The sequence below is a fragment of the Methylobacterium sp. GC_Met_3 genome (assembly GCF_026540775.1).
GTDB lineage: Bacteria > Pseudomonadota > Alphaproteobacteria > Rhizobiales > Beijerinckiaceae > Methylobacterium.
The window spans coordinates 106,362-122,895 of sequence record NZ_JALNUL010000010.1 but is presented as its reverse complement, the minus strand read 5'-3'; the positions used below and the strand labels follow the sequence as shown (position 1 = coordinate 122,895).

At 67.7% G+C, this 16,534-nt stretch carries 17 protein-coding genes; 6 read left to right on the top strand and 11 right to left on the bottom strand.

Annotated features, from left to right (window positions below; all coding sequences use genetic code 11):
- Positions 1-3: 3 nt before the first annotated feature.
- The gene (locus OXS27_RS15010; protein WP_267357051.1) at positions 4-1,629 is read right to left on the bottom strand and encodes a DHA2 family efflux MFS transporter permease subunit; all 1,626 of its coding nucleotides are present in this window, start codon (positions 1,627-1,629) and stop codon (positions 4-6) included.
- Between the two features lie 5 nt (positions 1,630-1,634).
- Positions 1,635-2,906 (bottom strand): HlyD family secretion protein, encoded by a 1,272-nt coding sequence (locus OXS27_RS15005; protein ID WP_267357049.1) that lies wholly within the window; start codon positions 2,904-2,906, stop codon positions 1,635-1,637.
- Between the two features lie 195 nt (positions 2,907-3,101).
- Between OXS27_RS15005 and OXS27_RS15000 the strand changes: the two genes are divergently transcribed.
- Both OXS27_RS15000 and OXS27_RS14995 read left to right on the top strand, forming a co-directional pair.
- The gene (locus tag OXS27_RS15000; RefSeq protein WP_243923696.1) at positions 3,102-3,755 is read left to right on the top strand and encodes an HdeD family acid-resistance protein; all 654 of its coding nucleotides are present in this window, start codon (positions 3,102-3,104) and stop codon (positions 3,753-3,755) included.
- Positions 3,756-3,860: 105 nt separating this feature from the next.
- Positions 3,861-6,335, top strand: a complete 2,475-nt coding sequence (locus OXS27_RS14995) for a PBP1A family penicillin-binding protein (RefSeq protein WP_267357046.1) — start codon at positions 3,861-3,863, stop codon at positions 6,333-6,335.
- A gap of 4 nt (positions 6,336-6,339) precedes the next feature.
- On the opposite strand, the gene OXS27_RS14990 is transcribed toward OXS27_RS14995, so the two are convergent.
- Positions 6,340-6,768: a DUF1810 domain-containing protein gene (locus OXS27_RS14990; RefSeq protein WP_267357044.1), complete on the bottom strand. Its 429-nt coding sequence runs from the start codon at positions 6,766-6,768 to the stop codon at positions 6,340-6,342.
- A 95-nt stretch (positions 6,769-6,863) separates the two neighbouring features.
- On the opposite strand from OXS27_RS14990, the gene OXS27_RS14985 reads away from it, so the two are divergent.
- Positions 6,864-7,226 (top strand): hypothetical protein, encoded by a 363-nt coding sequence (locus OXS27_RS14985; protein WP_267357042.1) that lies wholly within the window; start codon positions 6,864-6,866, stop codon positions 7,224-7,226.
- Between the two features lie 18 nt (positions 7,227-7,244).
- Here the strand turns inward: OXS27_RS14985 and OXS27_RS14980 are convergent, their stop codons facing one another.
- From OXS27_RS14980 to OXS27_RS14945, 8 genes are all read right to left on the bottom strand, one after another.
- Positions 7,245-7,514, bottom strand: coding sequence for a hypothetical protein (locus OXS27_RS14980; protein ID WP_267357040.1), 270 nt, complete (start codon positions 7,512-7,514; stop codon positions 7,245-7,247).
- A gap of 186 nt (positions 7,515-7,700) precedes the next feature.
- Entirely contained in the window at positions 7,701-8,114 is a 414-nt protein-coding gene (locus OXS27_RS14975; protein WP_267357038.1) for an EF-hand domain-containing protein, read from the bottom strand.
- Positions 8,115-8,312: 198 nt separating this feature from the next.
- Complete coding sequence (locus OXS27_RS14970; protein WP_267357036.1) at positions 8,313-8,555, bottom strand: hypothetical protein; 243 nt, start codon at positions 8,553-8,555, stop codon at positions 8,313-8,315.
- Positions 8,556-8,654: 99 nt separating this feature from the next.
- A complete protein-coding gene (locus OXS27_RS14965) occupies positions 8,655-10,274 on the bottom strand; it encodes an ABC transporter substrate-binding protein (protein ID WP_267357034.1) in 1,620 nt (539 codons plus the stop codon).
- A 148-nt stretch (positions 10,275-10,422) separates the two neighbouring features.
- A complete protein-coding gene (locus tag OXS27_RS14960; protein WP_267357032.1) occupies positions 10,423-11,484 on the bottom strand; it encodes an MBL fold metallo-hydrolase in 1,062 nt (353 codons plus the stop codon).
- A 60-nt stretch (positions 11,485-11,544) separates the two neighbouring features.
- Positions 11,545-11,781 (bottom strand): hypothetical protein, encoded by a 237-nt coding sequence (locus tag OXS27_RS14955; protein WP_267357030.1) that lies wholly within the window; start codon positions 11,779-11,781, stop codon positions 11,545-11,547.
- 314 nt (positions 11,782-12,095) lie between these two features.
- Positions 12,096-13,133, bottom strand: coding sequence for an aromatic ring-hydroxylating dioxygenase subunit alpha (locus tag OXS27_RS14950; protein ID WP_267357138.1), 1,038 nt, complete (start codon positions 13,131-13,133; stop codon positions 12,096-12,098).
- 410 nt (positions 13,134-13,543) lie between these two features.
- The gene (locus tag OXS27_RS14945) at positions 13,544-14,110 is read right to left on the bottom strand and encodes an ATPase (protein ID WP_267357028.1); all 567 of its coding nucleotides are present in this window, start codon (positions 14,108-14,110) and stop codon (positions 13,544-13,546) included.
- A 279-nt stretch (positions 14,111-14,389) separates the two neighbouring features.
- Between OXS27_RS14945 and OXS27_RS14940 the strand changes: the two genes are divergently transcribed.
- From OXS27_RS14940 to OXS27_RS14930, 3 genes are read left to right on the top strand one after another with little or no spacing between them, the layout of a single operon-like run.
- Positions 14,390-14,608 (top strand): glutathione S-transferase, encoded by a 219-nt coding sequence (locus OXS27_RS14940; RefSeq protein WP_267357026.1) that lies wholly within the window; start codon positions 14,390-14,392, stop codon positions 14,606-14,608.
- 15 nt (positions 14,609-14,623) lie between these two features.
- A complete protein-coding gene (ffh, locus tag OXS27_RS14935; protein ID WP_267357024.1) occupies positions 14,624-16,198 on the top strand; it encodes a signal recognition particle protein in 1,575 nt (524 codons plus the stop codon).
- On the top strand, positions 16,195-16,530 hold the full coding sequence (locus OXS27_RS14930) for a chorismate mutase (protein WP_243922683.1): 336 nt from the start codon (positions 16,195-16,197) through the stop codon (positions 16,528-16,530). The genes ffh and OXS27_RS14930 overlap by 4 nt, the downstream gene beginning before the upstream one ends.
- Positions 16,531-16,534 lie beyond the last annotated feature (4 nt).

Below are 16,534 nucleotides of genomic sequence, written 5' to 3'. Positions count from 1 at the left end.
GCCTCAATGCCCCGCCGGCGCCCCGCCCCCGAGCCTGACGCTTTTCAAGCTCAGCGCGATCGGCACTGCGCAGGCAGCCACCAGTCCGAGCACCCAGAACACGTCGATATACGCCCAGTAGGCGACCTCCGTGCTCAGCACGCTGCCGATCCACGCGGTCGCTTGGTTCTGCGCCTCGACGCCGACATAGCCGTGCTCGGAGAAGTACTGCGTCGCACGCCGCATCGTCTCCTGATAGGCGGGCTCGGCCGGGTTGATGTTCTCGACCAGCCGGCTCTGATGGAACTGGCTCCGGTAGGCCAGAATGTTCTGGGCCAGTGAGACGCCCATCGAGCCGCCGACGTTGCGGGCGACGTTGATCAGCGCCGAGGCCTGATCGGTCTGGTCCTTGCGGATGCCCTCGTAGGAGGCCGAGGTGATCGACAGGAACACCATCGGCAGGCCGATGCCGATCCAGACCCGCGACCATGCGAAGAACGCGAAGGTCGTGGTGCCGCTGATCCGCGTCAGGTCGTACATCCCGAGCGCCACGATGGTCATGCCGGCAGCGATCAGCCATTTCGGCTGCACGTAAGCCGAGACGCGCCCGGTCAGGAACATCATCACCACCGTGACGATGCCGCCGGGGCCCAGGACGAGGCCCGACAGGGTCGCGGTGTAGCCGTAATATTCCTGCGTGATCTGCGGGATGAACTGCGTGGTCGAGATCAGGATCGCGCCGGTGAACATCATCACCACGAAGCAGGATCCGAACTGACGGTTGCCGATGAGCCGGAGGTCGACGGCCGGATTCTTGGCCTTCAGCAGCCACGGGATCATGGCGACGAACGAGACCACCATCAGCACGCCGGAAACGTTCATCAACGTCGAGGTTCCGAACCAGTCCTTCCGCTGACCCTCGTCGAGGATCACCTCGAGCGAGCCCAGGAACACGGCGACCAGCAGGAAGCCAACGATGTCGAAGCGGATGCCCTTGCGCACCAGGGCGCGCCGCTCCTTCTTGGCCGCGTCGCTATCCTCGATCAGCCAGTACATCAGTCCGAGGGCGAGCACGCCGACGGGTCCGTTGATCAGGAAGCACCAGTGCCAGGAGGCGTTGTCGGACAGCCAGCCGCCGAGCGTCGGGCCGATCACCGGCGCGACCACGATGGCGACGCCGTAGAGCGCGAAGGCCTGCCCCCGCTTCTCGGGCGGGAAGGAATCCGCCAGGATCGACTGTGCGAGCGGTGCCATGCCGCCACCGCCGAGCCCCTGCAGCACGCGGAAGAACAGGAGCGATTCCAGGCTCCAGGCGAAGCCGCACAGGATCGACGAGATCGTGAACAGCCCCACCGACCACATGAAGAAGGCCTTGCGGCCGTAGCGTTTGGCCAGAAAGCTTGAGGCCGTCAGCGTGATCGCGTTGGCCACGAGGTAGCTCGTCACCACCCAGGCCGCCTCGTCGGGACCGACCGCAAGGCCGCCCGAAATGTAACGGAGCGCGACATTGGCGATGGTGGTGTCGAGCACCTCCATGAAGGTCGCCAGCGCCACGACGCCCGCGATCAGCCAGGGATTGTGGCCGCCCGGCGCCTTGCCGGAGGACGACTTGCCCCCGGTGGACTTGCCCGAGGCGGACTTGCCAGCCACGGGGCTCACCGCACCGTGACGGTCGGGACGACCGACATGCCCGGGCCGATCGCCACGTCCTTCGGCCAGTCCTTGACCACGATCTTGACCGGGATGCGCTGGGTCACCTTCACGTAATTGCCGGTGGCGTTCTGGGCCGGCAGAAGGCTGAAGGCGGTGCCGGATCCCGGCTGGACCGAGGCCACGGTGCCGTGGATCTTGCGGGCCGGATACGCATCGATCGCGAGATTAACCGGCTGCCCCGGGCGCATGTCGTTGATCTGGGTCTCCTTGAAATTCGCGGTGACCCAGATGTCGTCGGGCACGAAGGTCGCGAGGGTCTGGCCCGCCTGGGCGAGCTGCCCGATGCCACCGGTGAGCCGCACGACGCGACCGGACTGGACGGAGCGGATCGTCGTGTAGCCGAGGTTCAGCTCGGCCTGCTCGACCTGTGCCGTGTCGCGGGCAAGCTGCGCCTGCGTCGAGGCCTTCTGGGCCTCAAGCGAGCCGATCTGCTTCTGCGCCGCGACCACGCTGGCATTGGCACTCTGGACCGAGGCCTGACGCTGCTGGAGCGTCGAGGTCGCCGATTGCGATTGCTGGATCGATCCCGAGCCGCGTTCGGCGAGGTCCTTGTAGCGGGCCGCATCCTCCTGGGCGAATTTGAGGGCCGCCTCGGCGGTGGCGACCTGCGCCTTCGACACGTCGATATTGGCGTTCTGGGCCTGGATCTGGGCATCGATGTTCTTGATCGCGGCCTGATCAGCCTCGACCTGCGCCTTCGCCTGATCGAGGGCGATCTGGTAGTCGCGCTGATAGATCTGGAACAGGATCTGGCCGGCCTCGACGTGCTGGTTATCCGTGACCGGCACGTCGACGAGGTAGCCGCCGACCTTGGGCTGGATAGAGATGCTGCGGGCATCGACGAAGGCGTCGTCGGTGTTCTCGTACGGGTGCATGTACAGCAGCCAGTAGAAGAAGATCCCGACGCCGAGGGCGATGACCGCGAGACCGCCGAGCAGGACAGCGAACGGGTGGCGCCGCACGATATTGGGACGGCGCTGGCCGTCCCCGGCCCCGTCTTCCCCGTCGTCGTCCTGCGCCGCGCCGCCGTCGCCTTTGCCGTCGGTCTGGGCAGACGGGTCCTCGTCCTCCGACCCAGGCTTGCGCGCCGTTTTGGACCCGCCGAGATCCAGGACATCGCGGTCCGGGGCATCGCGGTCGCCGGTTCCAGTCCGGCTGTCGGCTGGCCGCGCGCGTGCCTCGGCCTCGGAGGCCTGCCGCTGATCGTCAAGCATGGGAAGTCGTCGCCCGATGGGCCGATCGCCTCGCGGCGACCGGGCACTGCACATCGCCCGCCTCGACCTTCACAAGCCCGGGACCGGCCCAAGGTTCCGTGACGGTTCGCCAAGGCCCAGGAACGCTTGCCGCAGTGCGGCGTTCTGCGCCGGGAACCTGTGCTTTTTACGGCATCGGAGTTTCGGAGTTTTGCCATGACCAGCAGTTCTGCTCCGCAGCGCGGACCGACAGGAAACTCCCCCAGCGGCATTCCGCTGGTCGGCGTAGCGCGCCTCGACGCGATGAGCGCGGCGCTCGCCCGCAACTGGTGGCTGGTGGCCCTGCGCGGCGTAGTCGCGATGCTGTTCGGCGCCCTCGCTTTCGTCGCACCGGGCGCGTTCGTGCTGTCCCTTGTCCTGTTCTTCGCAGCCTACACGTTGACCGACGGCATCTTCGCCATCCTGGGCGCGATCCGGGCCGCGCAGCATCACGAGCGCTGGGGCTTCCTGCTCCTAGAGGGGATCGTCGACATCGTCGTGGCCGTCGCCGCCGTGCTGGTCCCGGCGGCGGCCGTCTGGGCCTTCGTTCTCCTGCTCGCGGGTTGGGCGCTCGTGACCGGTGGCCTGATGATCGCGGCGGCGTTCCGCCTGCATCTCCATTACGGGCGCTGGTGGCTGATCCTCGGGGGCGTCGTCTCGATCCTGTTCGGGATCGCGCTGTTGATCGAGCCGGGCATGTCGGCTTTGGTGCTGACGTGGTGGATCGGCAGCTACAGCTTCGCCTTCGGCGTGCTGCTCCTGATCCTCGCGTTCAAGCTGCGCAGCCGACACGGCGCTGCGGGTCAGCCCCTGTCGCCGTCCGGGCGTTAACCTGATCGGATGATGGTGTGCGTCGCGGCGACGGAAGGACAAGGCCCCCGATGAGGCTTAGTATAGATCCTCGTCCGGCATGATCGGCCCTGGAATCCGCACGCGATGACACCTGACGCGCCGGAGAGCGCCCCGGTCGACAGGCCGTCAATGCAGAACGCCGGGCACGACCAGGGATCCGGCCCACCGGATCCCCGCTCGGCGGCCCGGGAGGCGCGCCGTGCTGCCGGCGATTTGACCCGCAGCCTGTGGTCCCTGATCGTGGCAGGCGGGCTGGGTGTCGCTGGGGCAGGTCGCTCCGCAGCGGCGCGGTCGCGCAACTTGTTGGAACGACGGAAGCGAACCGAACCCGAGCGTGTATCGCGAGCGCCGATTGCGGCCGCCCCGAATCCCGGCGCCACACCCACGCTCGCCGCGCGCTTCCGCCAGCGGCCGATCCTGCTCGCTGCCGGGGCCGCAATCCTGCTGCCGTTCCTGGCGCTCGTCCTCTACTTGCTCGCCGCCTTCCTCACCCTTCCGCCGCTGGGCGGAGCCGTGGTCGAAAGCGGCCAGCGGGCGATCACGGTCGAGGCCGATGACGGGCGGGTCTTCGCCACCCGGGGCAGCTTCCGCGGGCAGAAGCTCACCGCCGCCGACCTGCCGCCACACCTCGCCCAGGCGATCATAGCGATCGAGGATCGGCGCTTCTACAACCACTGGGGCATCGACCTGCGCGGGCTTGCCCGGGCCGCGTACCGCAATGCCCTGGGCGGCGGCGTGCGCGAGGGCGGATCGACGATCACGCAGCAATATGCGCGCCTGACGTCGCTGAACCAGGAGAAGTCGCTCTGGCGCAAAGTCCAGGAGGCGATCCTGGCGCTGCGGGTCGAATCGACCATGAGCAAGGACGAGATCCTGCTCGGCTACCTCGACACGGCCTATTTCGGCGCCGGCGCCTATGGAGCGGATGCGGCGGCGCGGCGCTATTTCGGCAAGCCCGCCAAGGCCCTGAACCTGCCCGAATCTGCCATGCTGGCCGGGCTGGTGCGCGCGCCCTCGCAGCTCGCGCCGACGCGGAACCTCGGCGGTGCCAAGGAGCGGGCCGACGTGGTGCTCCAGGCCATGGTTGAGACCGGCGCGATCACGCAAGCCGAGGCCGACGCGGCCCGGCGGCAAAGCGTGAAACTGAAGACGCCCCCGGAGGCCCCACCGGGCACCAACTACTTCCTCGATATGATCGCGGGGGACGTGAAGCGGCTGGCCGCAAAGGACGGCGATCTCACCGTCCGCTCGACCCTCAACCTCGATCTCCAGAACCTCGCCGAAGGCGTCGTGGCCCGGCGTCTCGACAAGGACGGGCGCCGCCGCAAAGTTGGGCAGGCCGCCATGGTGGTGCTGTCGAAGGACGGCGCGATCCTCGCCATGGTGGGCGGGCGCGACTACGAGGACAGCCAGTTCAACCGCGCCGTCCAGGCCAAGCGCCAGCCGGGCTCCCTGTTCAAGCTGCTGGTCTATCTGACCGCCTACGAGCAGGGCTACACGCCGGATTCCATTATGGTCGACCGGCCGGTGAAGATCGGCGATTGGGAGCCCGAGAACGACGACGGCCGCTACCGCGGGTCGGTGCCGCTGCGGACCGCCTTCGCGCTGTCGATCAACACCGTGGCGGCTCAGCTCGGCCAAGAGGTCGGCATCCCGGCGGTCATTGCCACGGCGCGCAAGCTCGGCATTCAGTCCGACCTGCCCAACGTGCCCAGCCTCGTGCTCGGCTCCGGCACCGTGAGCCTGCTGGAGATGACCCGGGCTTACGGCTCGGTCCTGTCGGGCCGCACCCCGCTCCAGGCGTACGGCATCCAGGCGATCCGCGGTTCGGCGCCACAGCCGCTCTACGTTCAGGCCGACCCTGCCCCAACGGCCGGCCTCGCCCAAGAGCCGCGCACCATGATGCTCGACTCGCTCCAGGCGGTGGTCGAATCCGGGACCGGAAAGGCAGCGCGCGTTCCGGGCCAGATCATCGGCGGCAAGACCGGCACGAGCCAGGACTTTCGCGATGCGTGGTTCGTCGGCATGACGCCGGACCTCGTCGTCGGAATCTGGATCGGGAACGACGACGACAGCCCGATGAACCGGATGTTCGGCGGCGAGATGCCCGCCGGCATCTTCCACGACTTCGTCCAGCGGGCGGCCGAGAAGCTGGCGAAGGGCAAGCCGCGCCCCTCGGCCGAGCGGGCGGAGCCGGCCCGGGCTACGCCGGCTCCGGCTGCGGTCGCCGCTCCGGCAGCAACCGGAGAGGTGCGCGGCGTCCCGGACGTGATCGACACCGGGACCCTCTCGTTGCGGGGGCGCGTCGTGCATCTGCTGGGCGTGGAAGGCGAGCGCGGCCATCTGGCCCGTCAGCTCGCGAACTATCTACGGCGGCGGGAGGTGGTCTGCTCCGGTCCCTCCGACGGCGCCTCCGCGCGCTGCCAGATCGACGGCGAGGATCTGGCCGGGCTTATCCTGGCCGCCGGCGGCGCCCGTGCCACGGAGGACGCGCCGCAGGATCTGCTCGGGGCCGAGGAGCAGGCGCGCGCCGAGCGCGTCGGCCTCTGGGGCCGCTGAGGGCTCAGCGTTTCCCCAATATGGTGAGGGTCACCGTGTCCGGTTCGCCCCCGAAATAGGTTGCCAGCGCCTCGGCGAAGCAGGGCTCGCCGGGAGCGGCGATTCCGAACAGCGTCATGCTGGAGCGGAACTTCATGTCGTCGGGAGAGCCGAAGATTGCGTGCGCCGAGCGTCCGGATACCTGGTTCACCGCCGCCGTACAGGCCCGCAGGCGCGCGCCGAGCGTCGGGTGCCCAAGATAGGCCACCGCCTCGTCCAGAGAGCCGATCGCGTAACGCTGAGCCATCGGACTGGAGCCGAGGCCCGCGATCTGCGGGAAGATGAACCACATCCAGTGGCTCCGCTTCTGCCCAGCCTCCAGCTCCGCCAGGGCGCGCGGGTAGATTTCCGCCTGCGCCGCGACGAAGCGGCCGAGATCGTAAGGGTCATCCATACCCATCCGCTCCTGATCGTATGGTGCCGTCATAACTGCGTCGCGCCACATCCCCGGTCGGTGACGCCTCGGTCGCCCTGGAGTAAGCGCCGCCCATGCCCGGTACGCTCGTCGCCTTCATGGTCGCGAACCCCGCGACCAGTCACGCCCTGACGGCCACCCTCGAAACCGCCGGCGTGACGGCCGCCCTGACCCTGCTGCGCACGCCGCGGCCGGAGGGCACCGCCGCGCTCCTCGTCTCGACCTACTATTACGGCCGGGAGGCCGGGCAGCGCGAGCACGACATCAAGCATGCGGGCTGGGATGCCATCCAGGCACATCTGGGCGCCGAGTTCCTGTACGGGTGGTCCCTGCCGAACCTTCAGCAATGGCTGGCGCCGACCTGCGCGGCCTGGGTGGTCGCCGGCGTGATCGTATGGCTCCGGTCATACCCGGAACGGGGCGGCGCGGTCCGGTAACCGCACCCGCATCGGCACTCAGGGCTGCGTGAAGGGACCGTCCGAGGGGCCAATCTCGCTGCAGTCGCCGAGCAACCGCCGCCCTGAGGCGATGATCTGGACCGTGTCGCGGCTGCTGCATTGACGCCGGGCCACAGCCTCCAGATCCCGCAGATAGTCGATCACCGGGCTGCGCTGTTTCTTGCCTCGCCCGATCACCGGTTCAACCTTAGCGGTGACCGTGTCGCCGAGTGTGTCCCAGAACTCGGGCGGGCAATTTGCGGAGTCCACAATCGAAGGCTCGTGCATCGCGCGTTCCCTCCTGCCGCACAGGCAGGATTTCTCGAGGACTTCACGGCGTTCTGCCTTTACCCATGTTGAATGCGCCGACACGATCCGGCGATCGGCCAGGCGATCCCAGAAGCGAGAAAAGCCCCCGCGGACGGATCCGCGGGGGCTTCGATCTCTGGCGACCGTACGGGTCGCCCGGTCAGCTTACTTGATGAGGGCGATCAGCGCCTTGCCGGCCTTGGAGTTCAGCTCCTTGGCGTCCAGGGTGCCGTCGCCATCCGGGTCAGCCATCTTGAAGCGCTCGGCGACCGCGGCGAGGTATTCCTTCTTGTCGAGGGTGCCGTCGCTGTCCGGGTCGGCCCGCTTCACGCCGGCCGCGCTCAGACGGCCCTTCAACTCACGCGCGTCGAGGGTGCCGTCGGCATCCTTCTCGAGCCGGTCGAAGGTGGCCGACGCCACGGCCTCGACTTCCTTCATGTCCACCGTACCGTCATTGTCGGTGTCGATCATCTTGACGGCGCTCGCACCGCTGACAGGCTTGGCCAGCGCAGCTGGAACCGACAGGCTGGACACAGCGAAGGCAACCGCAGCGAAGCCACTGATAACACGTAGGGTCATTGCCAAATTCTCCCGAAACCTAATGCGCGATCTTCCTAATCGCCGATTCGCTTTGCTGCAAGTGCGAAATCACCGCGCTGCAGCGACTCGGGAAGTCTCGATAGCCTCGTCGTTGCGCCGATCCATGTGAAAAGGGGCCGGCATTCGCCGACCCCTCCAGTGTTCAATCGTCTTTGGCTTCGTCGTGGTGAGCGCAGATCAATAACCGTAACCGCGACGAACGACCGGCCGGTCATCGTCGTAACGCTGACGACGGTACATGCGGTCCTCGTCGGCGCGGTCGCGGCGATACTCGTCGCGCCGGAAATCGCGTTCCCGCTGTCCACGGGAGCGCAGATCCAGGCTTGGGCCATCCGGCCCGATATCGATGCGCTGCGCCGCTGCGGGAACGACGCTCGCGAGGGAGGCAGCCAGGATGGCGCCAGCAAGCAGGGTCTTCATGGGACACTCCTTCGTGCGTTGAGAGATCAACACATCCTCGCGAAGATCGTTCCCTGGAAAATCCAATCCTGCCGGCCACACCCAGGCTATCGACCCTGGTCAGGCCAGCGTCGCAAGATCCTGGAACCAGTGCTGCGCCTGCACATAACTCTTCACCCGCGGCGACAGGGCATGCGGATTGGTGTCGTGCACCACCCAAACCTGCACGGCATCATCGACGACAATCTCGTGGATGCGCGCCAGCAGCCGGTTCTGCTCATCGGTATCGAGGCTCGCCTTGACCTTGTCGCAGAGGGCATCGACTTCGGGATTGCGGTAGTGACTCCAGTTCACGCCATTGGGGGCGATCTGCTTCGACTCGTAGAAGCGCAGGATCGCGTAGAACGGATCCGAGGTGACGTAGGCGATGTTGCCTGCCGAAACCCCCTTCAGGCTCGGATCCGCCGCCCCCTGGCGCCAAGCCGTGTAGGCCACCTCGAGCTCCACCGTTCTGAACTCGACCTGGATGCCAACCTCCGCCCAGCTCTGCTGCACGTACTCGTTGATCGGCAGTGACAGCATCTGCCCGGTGCCGCCAGTCGGGATCAGGATCGTGGCTTTGACCGGATTCTTCACCGAGTAACCCGCCTCCTCGACGAGCTTGCGCGCCGCATCGACGTCGGTCTTGATCTGGAAGCTCGGCTTGCCGAACCATGGGCTCGACTGCTGGACCTGTCCCACGGCCGGCTGCGCCAGACCGCCCATCAGCTCGACGACGCCGGCGCGGTCGATGGCGAGGTTGGCGGCCTTACGCAGGCGTAGGTCCCGCCAGGGCGAGCCCTCCAGCATCGACAGGTGGTAGTTCCAGACATGCGGCGTGTCGTTGCCGATAATCCGCATGCCGGCAGCCTTCAGGCGCGGTACCGCGTCGGGGGCCGGCAACTCAATCAGGTCGACGTTGCCCGACAGGAGCGCGTTCACCCGGGCGAGATCCTCGGGTAAGCAGGTGAGCGTGAGCTTCGCGATCTTCGGGACGCGCTTGGAGTTCCAGTAGCTCACGTTCGGCAGGAGTTCGAGGCGCACCCGCGGGACCAACTGGCCCAGTCGGAAAGGCCCGGTGCCTGACGGCTCGAAGGCGAACTTCGCCCAGTCCCGGCCAACCTTCTCGTACTGCGCGGGCGATGAGATCAGGAACCAGAGCATCTGGTAGGGGAACAGGCTGTCGGGCGTCTTGGTGGTCACCTGGACGGTCTTGGCGTCGAGCTTACGGTAGCTCGCGACGCCAGGCAGGCGCGGGCGGACCTGCGCGGCCTGCCGCTGGTCGAACTGCGGCGCCTCCTTGTTGAGCACCTTGTCGAAGTTCCAGATCACCGCGTCGGCATCGAAGGCCGAGCCGTCGTGGAACGTCACGCCGTCGCGCAAGTGGAAGGTCCAGACCTTCGGGTCGGCCTTGTCGACCTCCCAGGACGTGGCAAGCCCGGGCACCATCTTGCCGGGACGGTCGGCGACGTCGAGCTCCCAGGCGACCAGTGGATCGTACAGGGTCAGGCCGGTGAACTGGTAGCCGCCGGCGCCCCGGTCCGGCTGGCCGGTGGTGAGCGGCAGGTCGGTCATCGAGATGCCGTAGGTCAGGCTGCCCGGCGTCCCGCCCTGCGCGCCGGCTCGGCCCGGGGCTCCCAAGGCGGCCAGTGCCGCGCCTCCCACCATCAGCGAGCGGCGTGTCGGCTTGATCAGGTCCATCGTGTCTCTCGGCTGGAAGCGGATGCGCCGCATGGAGCGGCGCCCGCTCTCCAGGCGCGCAACGGCGTTCTCCCCACCGTGACCCCATGCTGCATACAGTATCATGCACGCATCATGCCCAATTGGGCGGCATCTGGCGGCGCTGCTCTCAGGCCTGCCAGACCTGCCCGGGTCTAAGCGCCAGGAACCGCTCCGGCGCGAGACCGGCGGCCCCGAGCGCCGCGTTCAACGCCTCCACGGGCCGCTCGACGCCCTCATCGGTGAGCTGGAACGTGCCCCAATGGTGGCCGAGCGCCTGCTCGGCGCCGAGGAGGCGGAAGGCCTGCACGGCCTCGGCGGGGTCGACGTGCTGCGCACGCATGAACCAGCGCGGCTCGTAGGCGCCGATCGGCAGGGTCGCCAGTCGGGGCGGCCCGAAGCGGGTGCGGATGTCCCGGAACAGGGCCCCGTCGCCGAAGCCCGTGTCGCCGACGTGATAATGCACGCCCCGGGGCGAGGTGATCACGAAGGCGCACCACAGCGCCATCCGCCGATCCCGGACGCCCCGGGCCGACCAGTGGTTGGCCGGTGTCAGATGGACCTGCAGCCCGTCGCCGAGATCGACCGACTGGCCCCAGTCGCGGGTCTCAACGTGCATCGTGTCGTCGAAGCCGCGCAGGATCGCGTCGTTGCCGAGCGGCGCGACGATCAGCGGCTGATGCGCCTGCCAGATCCGCGCGACGCCCGGCCCGTCGAGATGGTCGTAGTGGTTGTGGGTGATCAACACCGCATCGATCGGCGGCAGGTCGGCGAAGGCGATGCCCGGCGGATTGACCCGCTTCGGCCCGGCGAAGCGGACCGGACTCGCGCGCTTGGCGAAGACCGGATCGATCAGGATGTTCCGGCCGGCGACCTGCACGAGGTAGCTCGCATGGCCGATCAGCACGACCCTCAGGCCGCCGACGCGTTCGGGCGGCCGATCCGCCGGAAAGGGGCTTGGGAAGCTCGCCGGCCAGGGCTCCCGCGCCCGCTTGGCCTGCCAGCGAAGCACGTCGGGCAGCGATTTGTCGGTCGCCTGGTCCGGCAGGAAGAAGCGCAGCCCGTCGAAATGGTCCGAGACCGGGCCGCGATAATAGGGGTTCCGACCGCGCCGGTGGGCGGCATAACCGACGCCGCCGAGCGTCATCACCGTGGCCGCACTCGCGACCGTAAGCAGGCTTCGCCGTTTCATACCCCCGGAGATGGCGGGTGGCGCGCGCCGGTCAAGTTCTCTGCCTTGCGACGGCGAGCCTCAGTCCACCGCCTCGGCGGCCAGGGACAGGCGCGCCCGGAAGACGACCTTGCCGACGCCGTCACGCACGCAGGCGACGTAATCCTGGCGCTCGATATCCGGCAGCATGTCGCGAGCGATCGCCGACATGATCCGGGTGACCTTGGCGCGGGCGGCCGGCAAGTCCGGCAGCTCGAAGCCGACGTCATCGCGGACCGGCTGCGAGCCGTCGTGAAGATCGATGAAGAAGCGAGGCATCGGTGCGAAGAGTCTCGATAAGAGGTTCTGCGCGGATATTATTGCTCTGTGTATGGTTAATAGGATCTTAAATTCGGGCCTCGATCAATCTGATCGCGCGTCCAATCTACGGTTCACCTAAGCCTCACGGTGGGCGGACGGATCCATATATCCGGCTCGGACACGACGCGGGTTCAGTCGATCGCGGTCCGCGCGCCAACCCGCCCCGCACAGCGGGCTAAGGGCTACATAGCTTGTCTGTCTCGGCAGAGCGCGCACGTCAGCCTGGAAACGCACAGGAATGGACAATGAGCGGAGCCGCGCCGGCGACGCGCTCAGGAGCGCCAGCGCAGCTCCTTGCGCTCCAGCGGGTTCGTGAACGCGCGTTCGTCGCGGGCCGCTTCGAGCGCCTCGCGCTTCAGGCGGAAATACCATTGCGACGGCAGATCGCCCTGGCCGAACAGCACCATGGTCGGCTTGCGATCGAGACCGTCCTGCGCGTGCTGGAGCACCTGCTGATCCTGGGTCAGGAACTGCCGCATCAGCGGGCGGGCGACCGGCTTCAGCAGGTTCAGCGCCGGCATGCTCCAGTAGAGGGCGTTGGTGAGCAGCGTCCGGTCAGGCGTGAGCGGCGTCGCGAAGGTGTAGTTCGCCACGCGCTTCTCGCCCGCACGGATCCGCTCCAGGCGCACGCCCGGCAGGCGGAACTCGATCTCGACCTCCGGCACACCCCCGAGCAGCCGGTAGACCGGGGAACTCGTCGTGGTGGCGTGACTGGTCATGACGAAGCCGTGGGGGACCGGCTGGAAGGTCTTCACCTTCTCGCGGAGCTGCTTCGACGGTCGGAACCACCACGAATCGTGGACGAAGGCGACATGGCCGGGATCGACGAGGCTCAACGTCGTGAGATCGAAGGAAGCCTCGACCACGAGTTCGACCACCAGGGATCCGGCCGGCGTGAAATCGAGCTCGGGTAAAGCGGCGATGTCGCCACCGGCCGGGCCGATATGGGGGTTGACCCACAGGAAGCCGGCACTCTCGCGGATCGGGAAACGCTGGACCTGGATGCGCGAGAAATCGGCGACGTCATGCTCCGATAGGGTCGGGACGTCGCGGCAACGCCCATCCGTGCCGAAGCGCCAGCCGTGGAACGGGCACATAAGCGAGTCGCCGTCGAACCGGCCCTTGGACAAGGCCATGCCACGGTGGGGGCAACGATCCCTCAGCGCGAAGGGGATACCGTCCGGGGCGCGGCCGAGCACGATCTGCTCGCCGTTCAGCTCAACCGCGCGCAGACCCGCCTTGCTGCCGGCCTTGCCGAGGTTACGGGACTGGCCGACGCAGTACCACGCGTTCCCGAGCGGCTGGCGCATCGCGTCGGGATCGAGGGCAGCCTCGTCGGCGGGACGCGGCGGGTTGGTGAAGGGCGCGTTCAAGGCGGCTCGGGCTGCGGGCGGGATGCCCCGTCATACGCCCGCCGGCCGATGCGGGAAAGCACGGGCCCGTGAAAAGCAGATTTCGGGAGGACAAACGGGCGCAGGCGCGGGGCTTCACAAGCCGGCTCGCACCACCTACCTTGCCTTCATCCTCAACGAACGAAAGGAGGTGATCCAGTGTCTCATTGTCATCAGCCGTGTGTCTCGGCTCATCGGACCTGGACCGTCGCCTCCAGCGTGTCGTTCTAAGACGCGCTAGAGACCCGATTTCGGGACAGTTCCGCCGGACGACATGGTTCGGCAATGGAAGGGCCACCCTCACGGGTGGCCCTTCGGCTTTTTAAGGCTCAGCGCTTCTGCATCTGGAACAGCGGCTGGGCCAAAGCTTCGGTCCGGGCGCGCCACACGTCGCGCTCCTCCCGCAGGGCGTCACGCTCGGCCACCAGGGCGGAACGCTCGCCCGCAGCCCGCTCGCGCTCGGTCTGCATTGCTGCGCGCTCGGTCTTGAAGCGCTCACGCTCCGCGCGGATCTCCGCCTGTTCCGCCCGCAGATCGTCGAGGGAGCCGATCTCATCCTGGATATGCGCACGCAGGGTGCGGATCTCCTCCGCGAGCAGCGCCTGCAGTTGGTCCTGATGCTCGGCCTCCAGGCGGAGCTTGGCCTTCAGCATCAGGTTCTCGGCCATCAGCTCGGAGATGTCGGCATCCTCGGTCTCGGCTGCCTGCGACGGCCCGGCGGGCGCCACAACCCGCGGCGACCACGCGGTCTCGGCGACACCGGGTCCGGCCTTCGGATCCGGGCGCACTGCGTCGGCCGGGCTGTGAGTCTTCATCGCCGAGAGCCAGTCCCGAAGCGGCCCGGGCGCGGGGCGGCCGCTGGACTCGGGCGGCAGGGAGCGGGCGGGTTCCGACATGGGGCGGCGTCCTGAACGAATTCGCCTCGTAGACAATCGGAACATGCTTAACGATCGGTAAAAGAGGGCGGTCGGCACGACAGAGGTCGCAACCCGGAAATTGACTTTACCGGCCAGCGCGGCTACGCCGCGCGCTCCCGATCCGTAGCAGATCGACCGATGCCAAGCCGACCGGTCCCGTGAGACCGGAGGTCAACGCCCGACAGCGCGTGTGCGCCCTCGGGCGCGATGAGTGTTGGCTGATTGGCGATGGCGGGATCCGCCGGCCGAGGCAGTCCCATGACGCGAGATCAAGAAGCGTTGAACATCAAGGACGCGATCAACGAGACCTGCCCATGGTCGGGCAAGCCGATCTCGGCCGACTCGCTGACGCTCTACAACGGTGCCGTGGTGGGGTTCTGCAACCCGGATTGCCGAGACAAGTTCGCCAAGGCTGTCCGCAGCTTCGAGGCCGATCTCCAGGCGCGCCGGGTCGAGCGCGCCGGGCTCGAACAGTAAGCGCAGGTTCAGAGCATGTTCGAAGGCCTGTCCGATCGCCTCTCCGGCATCCTCTCGGGACTGACGCGCCGCGGTGCGCTCACCGAGGCCGACGTCACCGCCGCCATGCGCGAGGTGCGCCGGGCTCTGCTGGAGGCCGACGTCGCCCTCGAAGTGGTGCGCGGCTTCACCGATAAGGTGAAGGAGAAGGCGGTCGGCGCCGTCGTGCTCAAGTCGGTGACGCCCGGCCAGATGGTCGTGAAGATCGTCAACGACGAGCTCGTGGCGATGCTCGGCACCGATGCCGAGACCGTAGATCTCAACGCCCCCGCCCCGGTGCCGATCCTGATGGTCGGCCTGCAGGGCTCGGGCAAGACCACCACCACCGCCAAAATCGCCCGCCGCCTCTCCGAGCGCGACAAGCGCAAGGTGCTGCTTGCCTCCCTCGACACCCGCCGCCCAGCCGCCATGGAGCAGCTCGCGGTGCTGGCCAAGCAGGTCGGCGTCGAGAGCTTGCCGATCGTGGCCGGCCAGTCGGCGGTGCAGATCGCCAAGCGCGCCATGGAAGCGGCCCGACTCGGCGGCTTCGACGTGGTCATGCTCGACACCGCCGGCCGCACCACGGTGGACGAGGCCCTGATGGCCGAGGCCGCCGAGGTGAAGGCCGCGACGCGGCCCCACGAGGTGCTGCTGGTCGCCGACGCGCTCACCGGCCAGGACGCAGTCAACACCGCCCGGGCCTTCGACGAGCGGCTCGGCGTCACCGGCATCGTGCTGACCCGTATGGACGGCGATTCCCGCGGTGGCGCGGCGCTCTCGATGCGCGCCGTCACCGGGAAGCCGATCAAGCTCGTCGGCGTCGGCGAGAAGGTCGATGCGCTGGAGGAGTTCCACCCGTCCCGCGTCGCCAACCGCATCCTCGGCATGGGCGACATCGTCTCGCTGGTCGAGAAGGCCGCCGAGACCATCGACCACGAGCAGGCGCTCCGCACCGCGGAGAAGATGCGCAAGGGCAAGTTCGATCTCGAAGACCTGTCCATGCAGCTCGCCCAAATGGAGAAGATGGGCGGCATCGGCGGCCTGATGGGCATGCTGCCCGGCATGGGCGCGATCAAGAAGCAGGTCGAGGGCGCCAACCTCGACGAGAACATGTTCAAGCGCCAGCGGGCGATCATCTCGTCGATGACCCCACAGGAGCGCAAGAACCCCGATCTACTCAAGAACAGCCGCAAGAAGCGCATCGCGGCGGGTTCAGGCGTGGACGTCTCGGAGATCAACAAGCTCCTGAAGATGCACCGGACCATGGCCGACATGATGAAGGCGATGGGCTCCGGGAAACGCGGGATCGGGCAGGCGCTCGGCTCGATGTTTGGCCTCGGCGGTGGCGGGATGGGCGGGGGCGGCATGGGCGGCATGCCCGGCCTGCCCCCCGGCATGCCGGAGCCGACGCCGGAGCAGATAGCCCAGATCGAGAAGCAGTTCGGCGGCAAGCTGCCGCCGATGCCGCCGGGCCTCGGCGGGGGCGGCATGCCCAAGATACCGGGGCTTCCGGGCCTGGGCGGTCCGAAGCTGCCGGGTCTCGGTGGGTTCATGCCGGGGAAGAAGAAATGAGCGTGCTCGCGGCGCAGGCCGTCGATCCCGAACTCGCGCGCCTGCGCGACAGCATCGACAACTTCGATGCCGCGCTGATTCATCTGCTCGCCGAGCGCTTCCGCTGCACGCAGCGGGTCGGCGAGCTCAAGGCCCGAAAGGGGATCCCCCCTTCCGATCCGGACCGGGAGGCCCGTCAGGTCGCCCGGCTCCGCAAACTCGCGGTCGATGCCAATCTCGACCCCGATTTCGCCGAGAAATTTCTGGCCTTCGTGGTCAAGGAAGTCATCCGGCACCATCAGTCGATCGCAGCGACGCACGAGTCGGCGACCGACACCGAGAGAAAGTCGTAAGAAA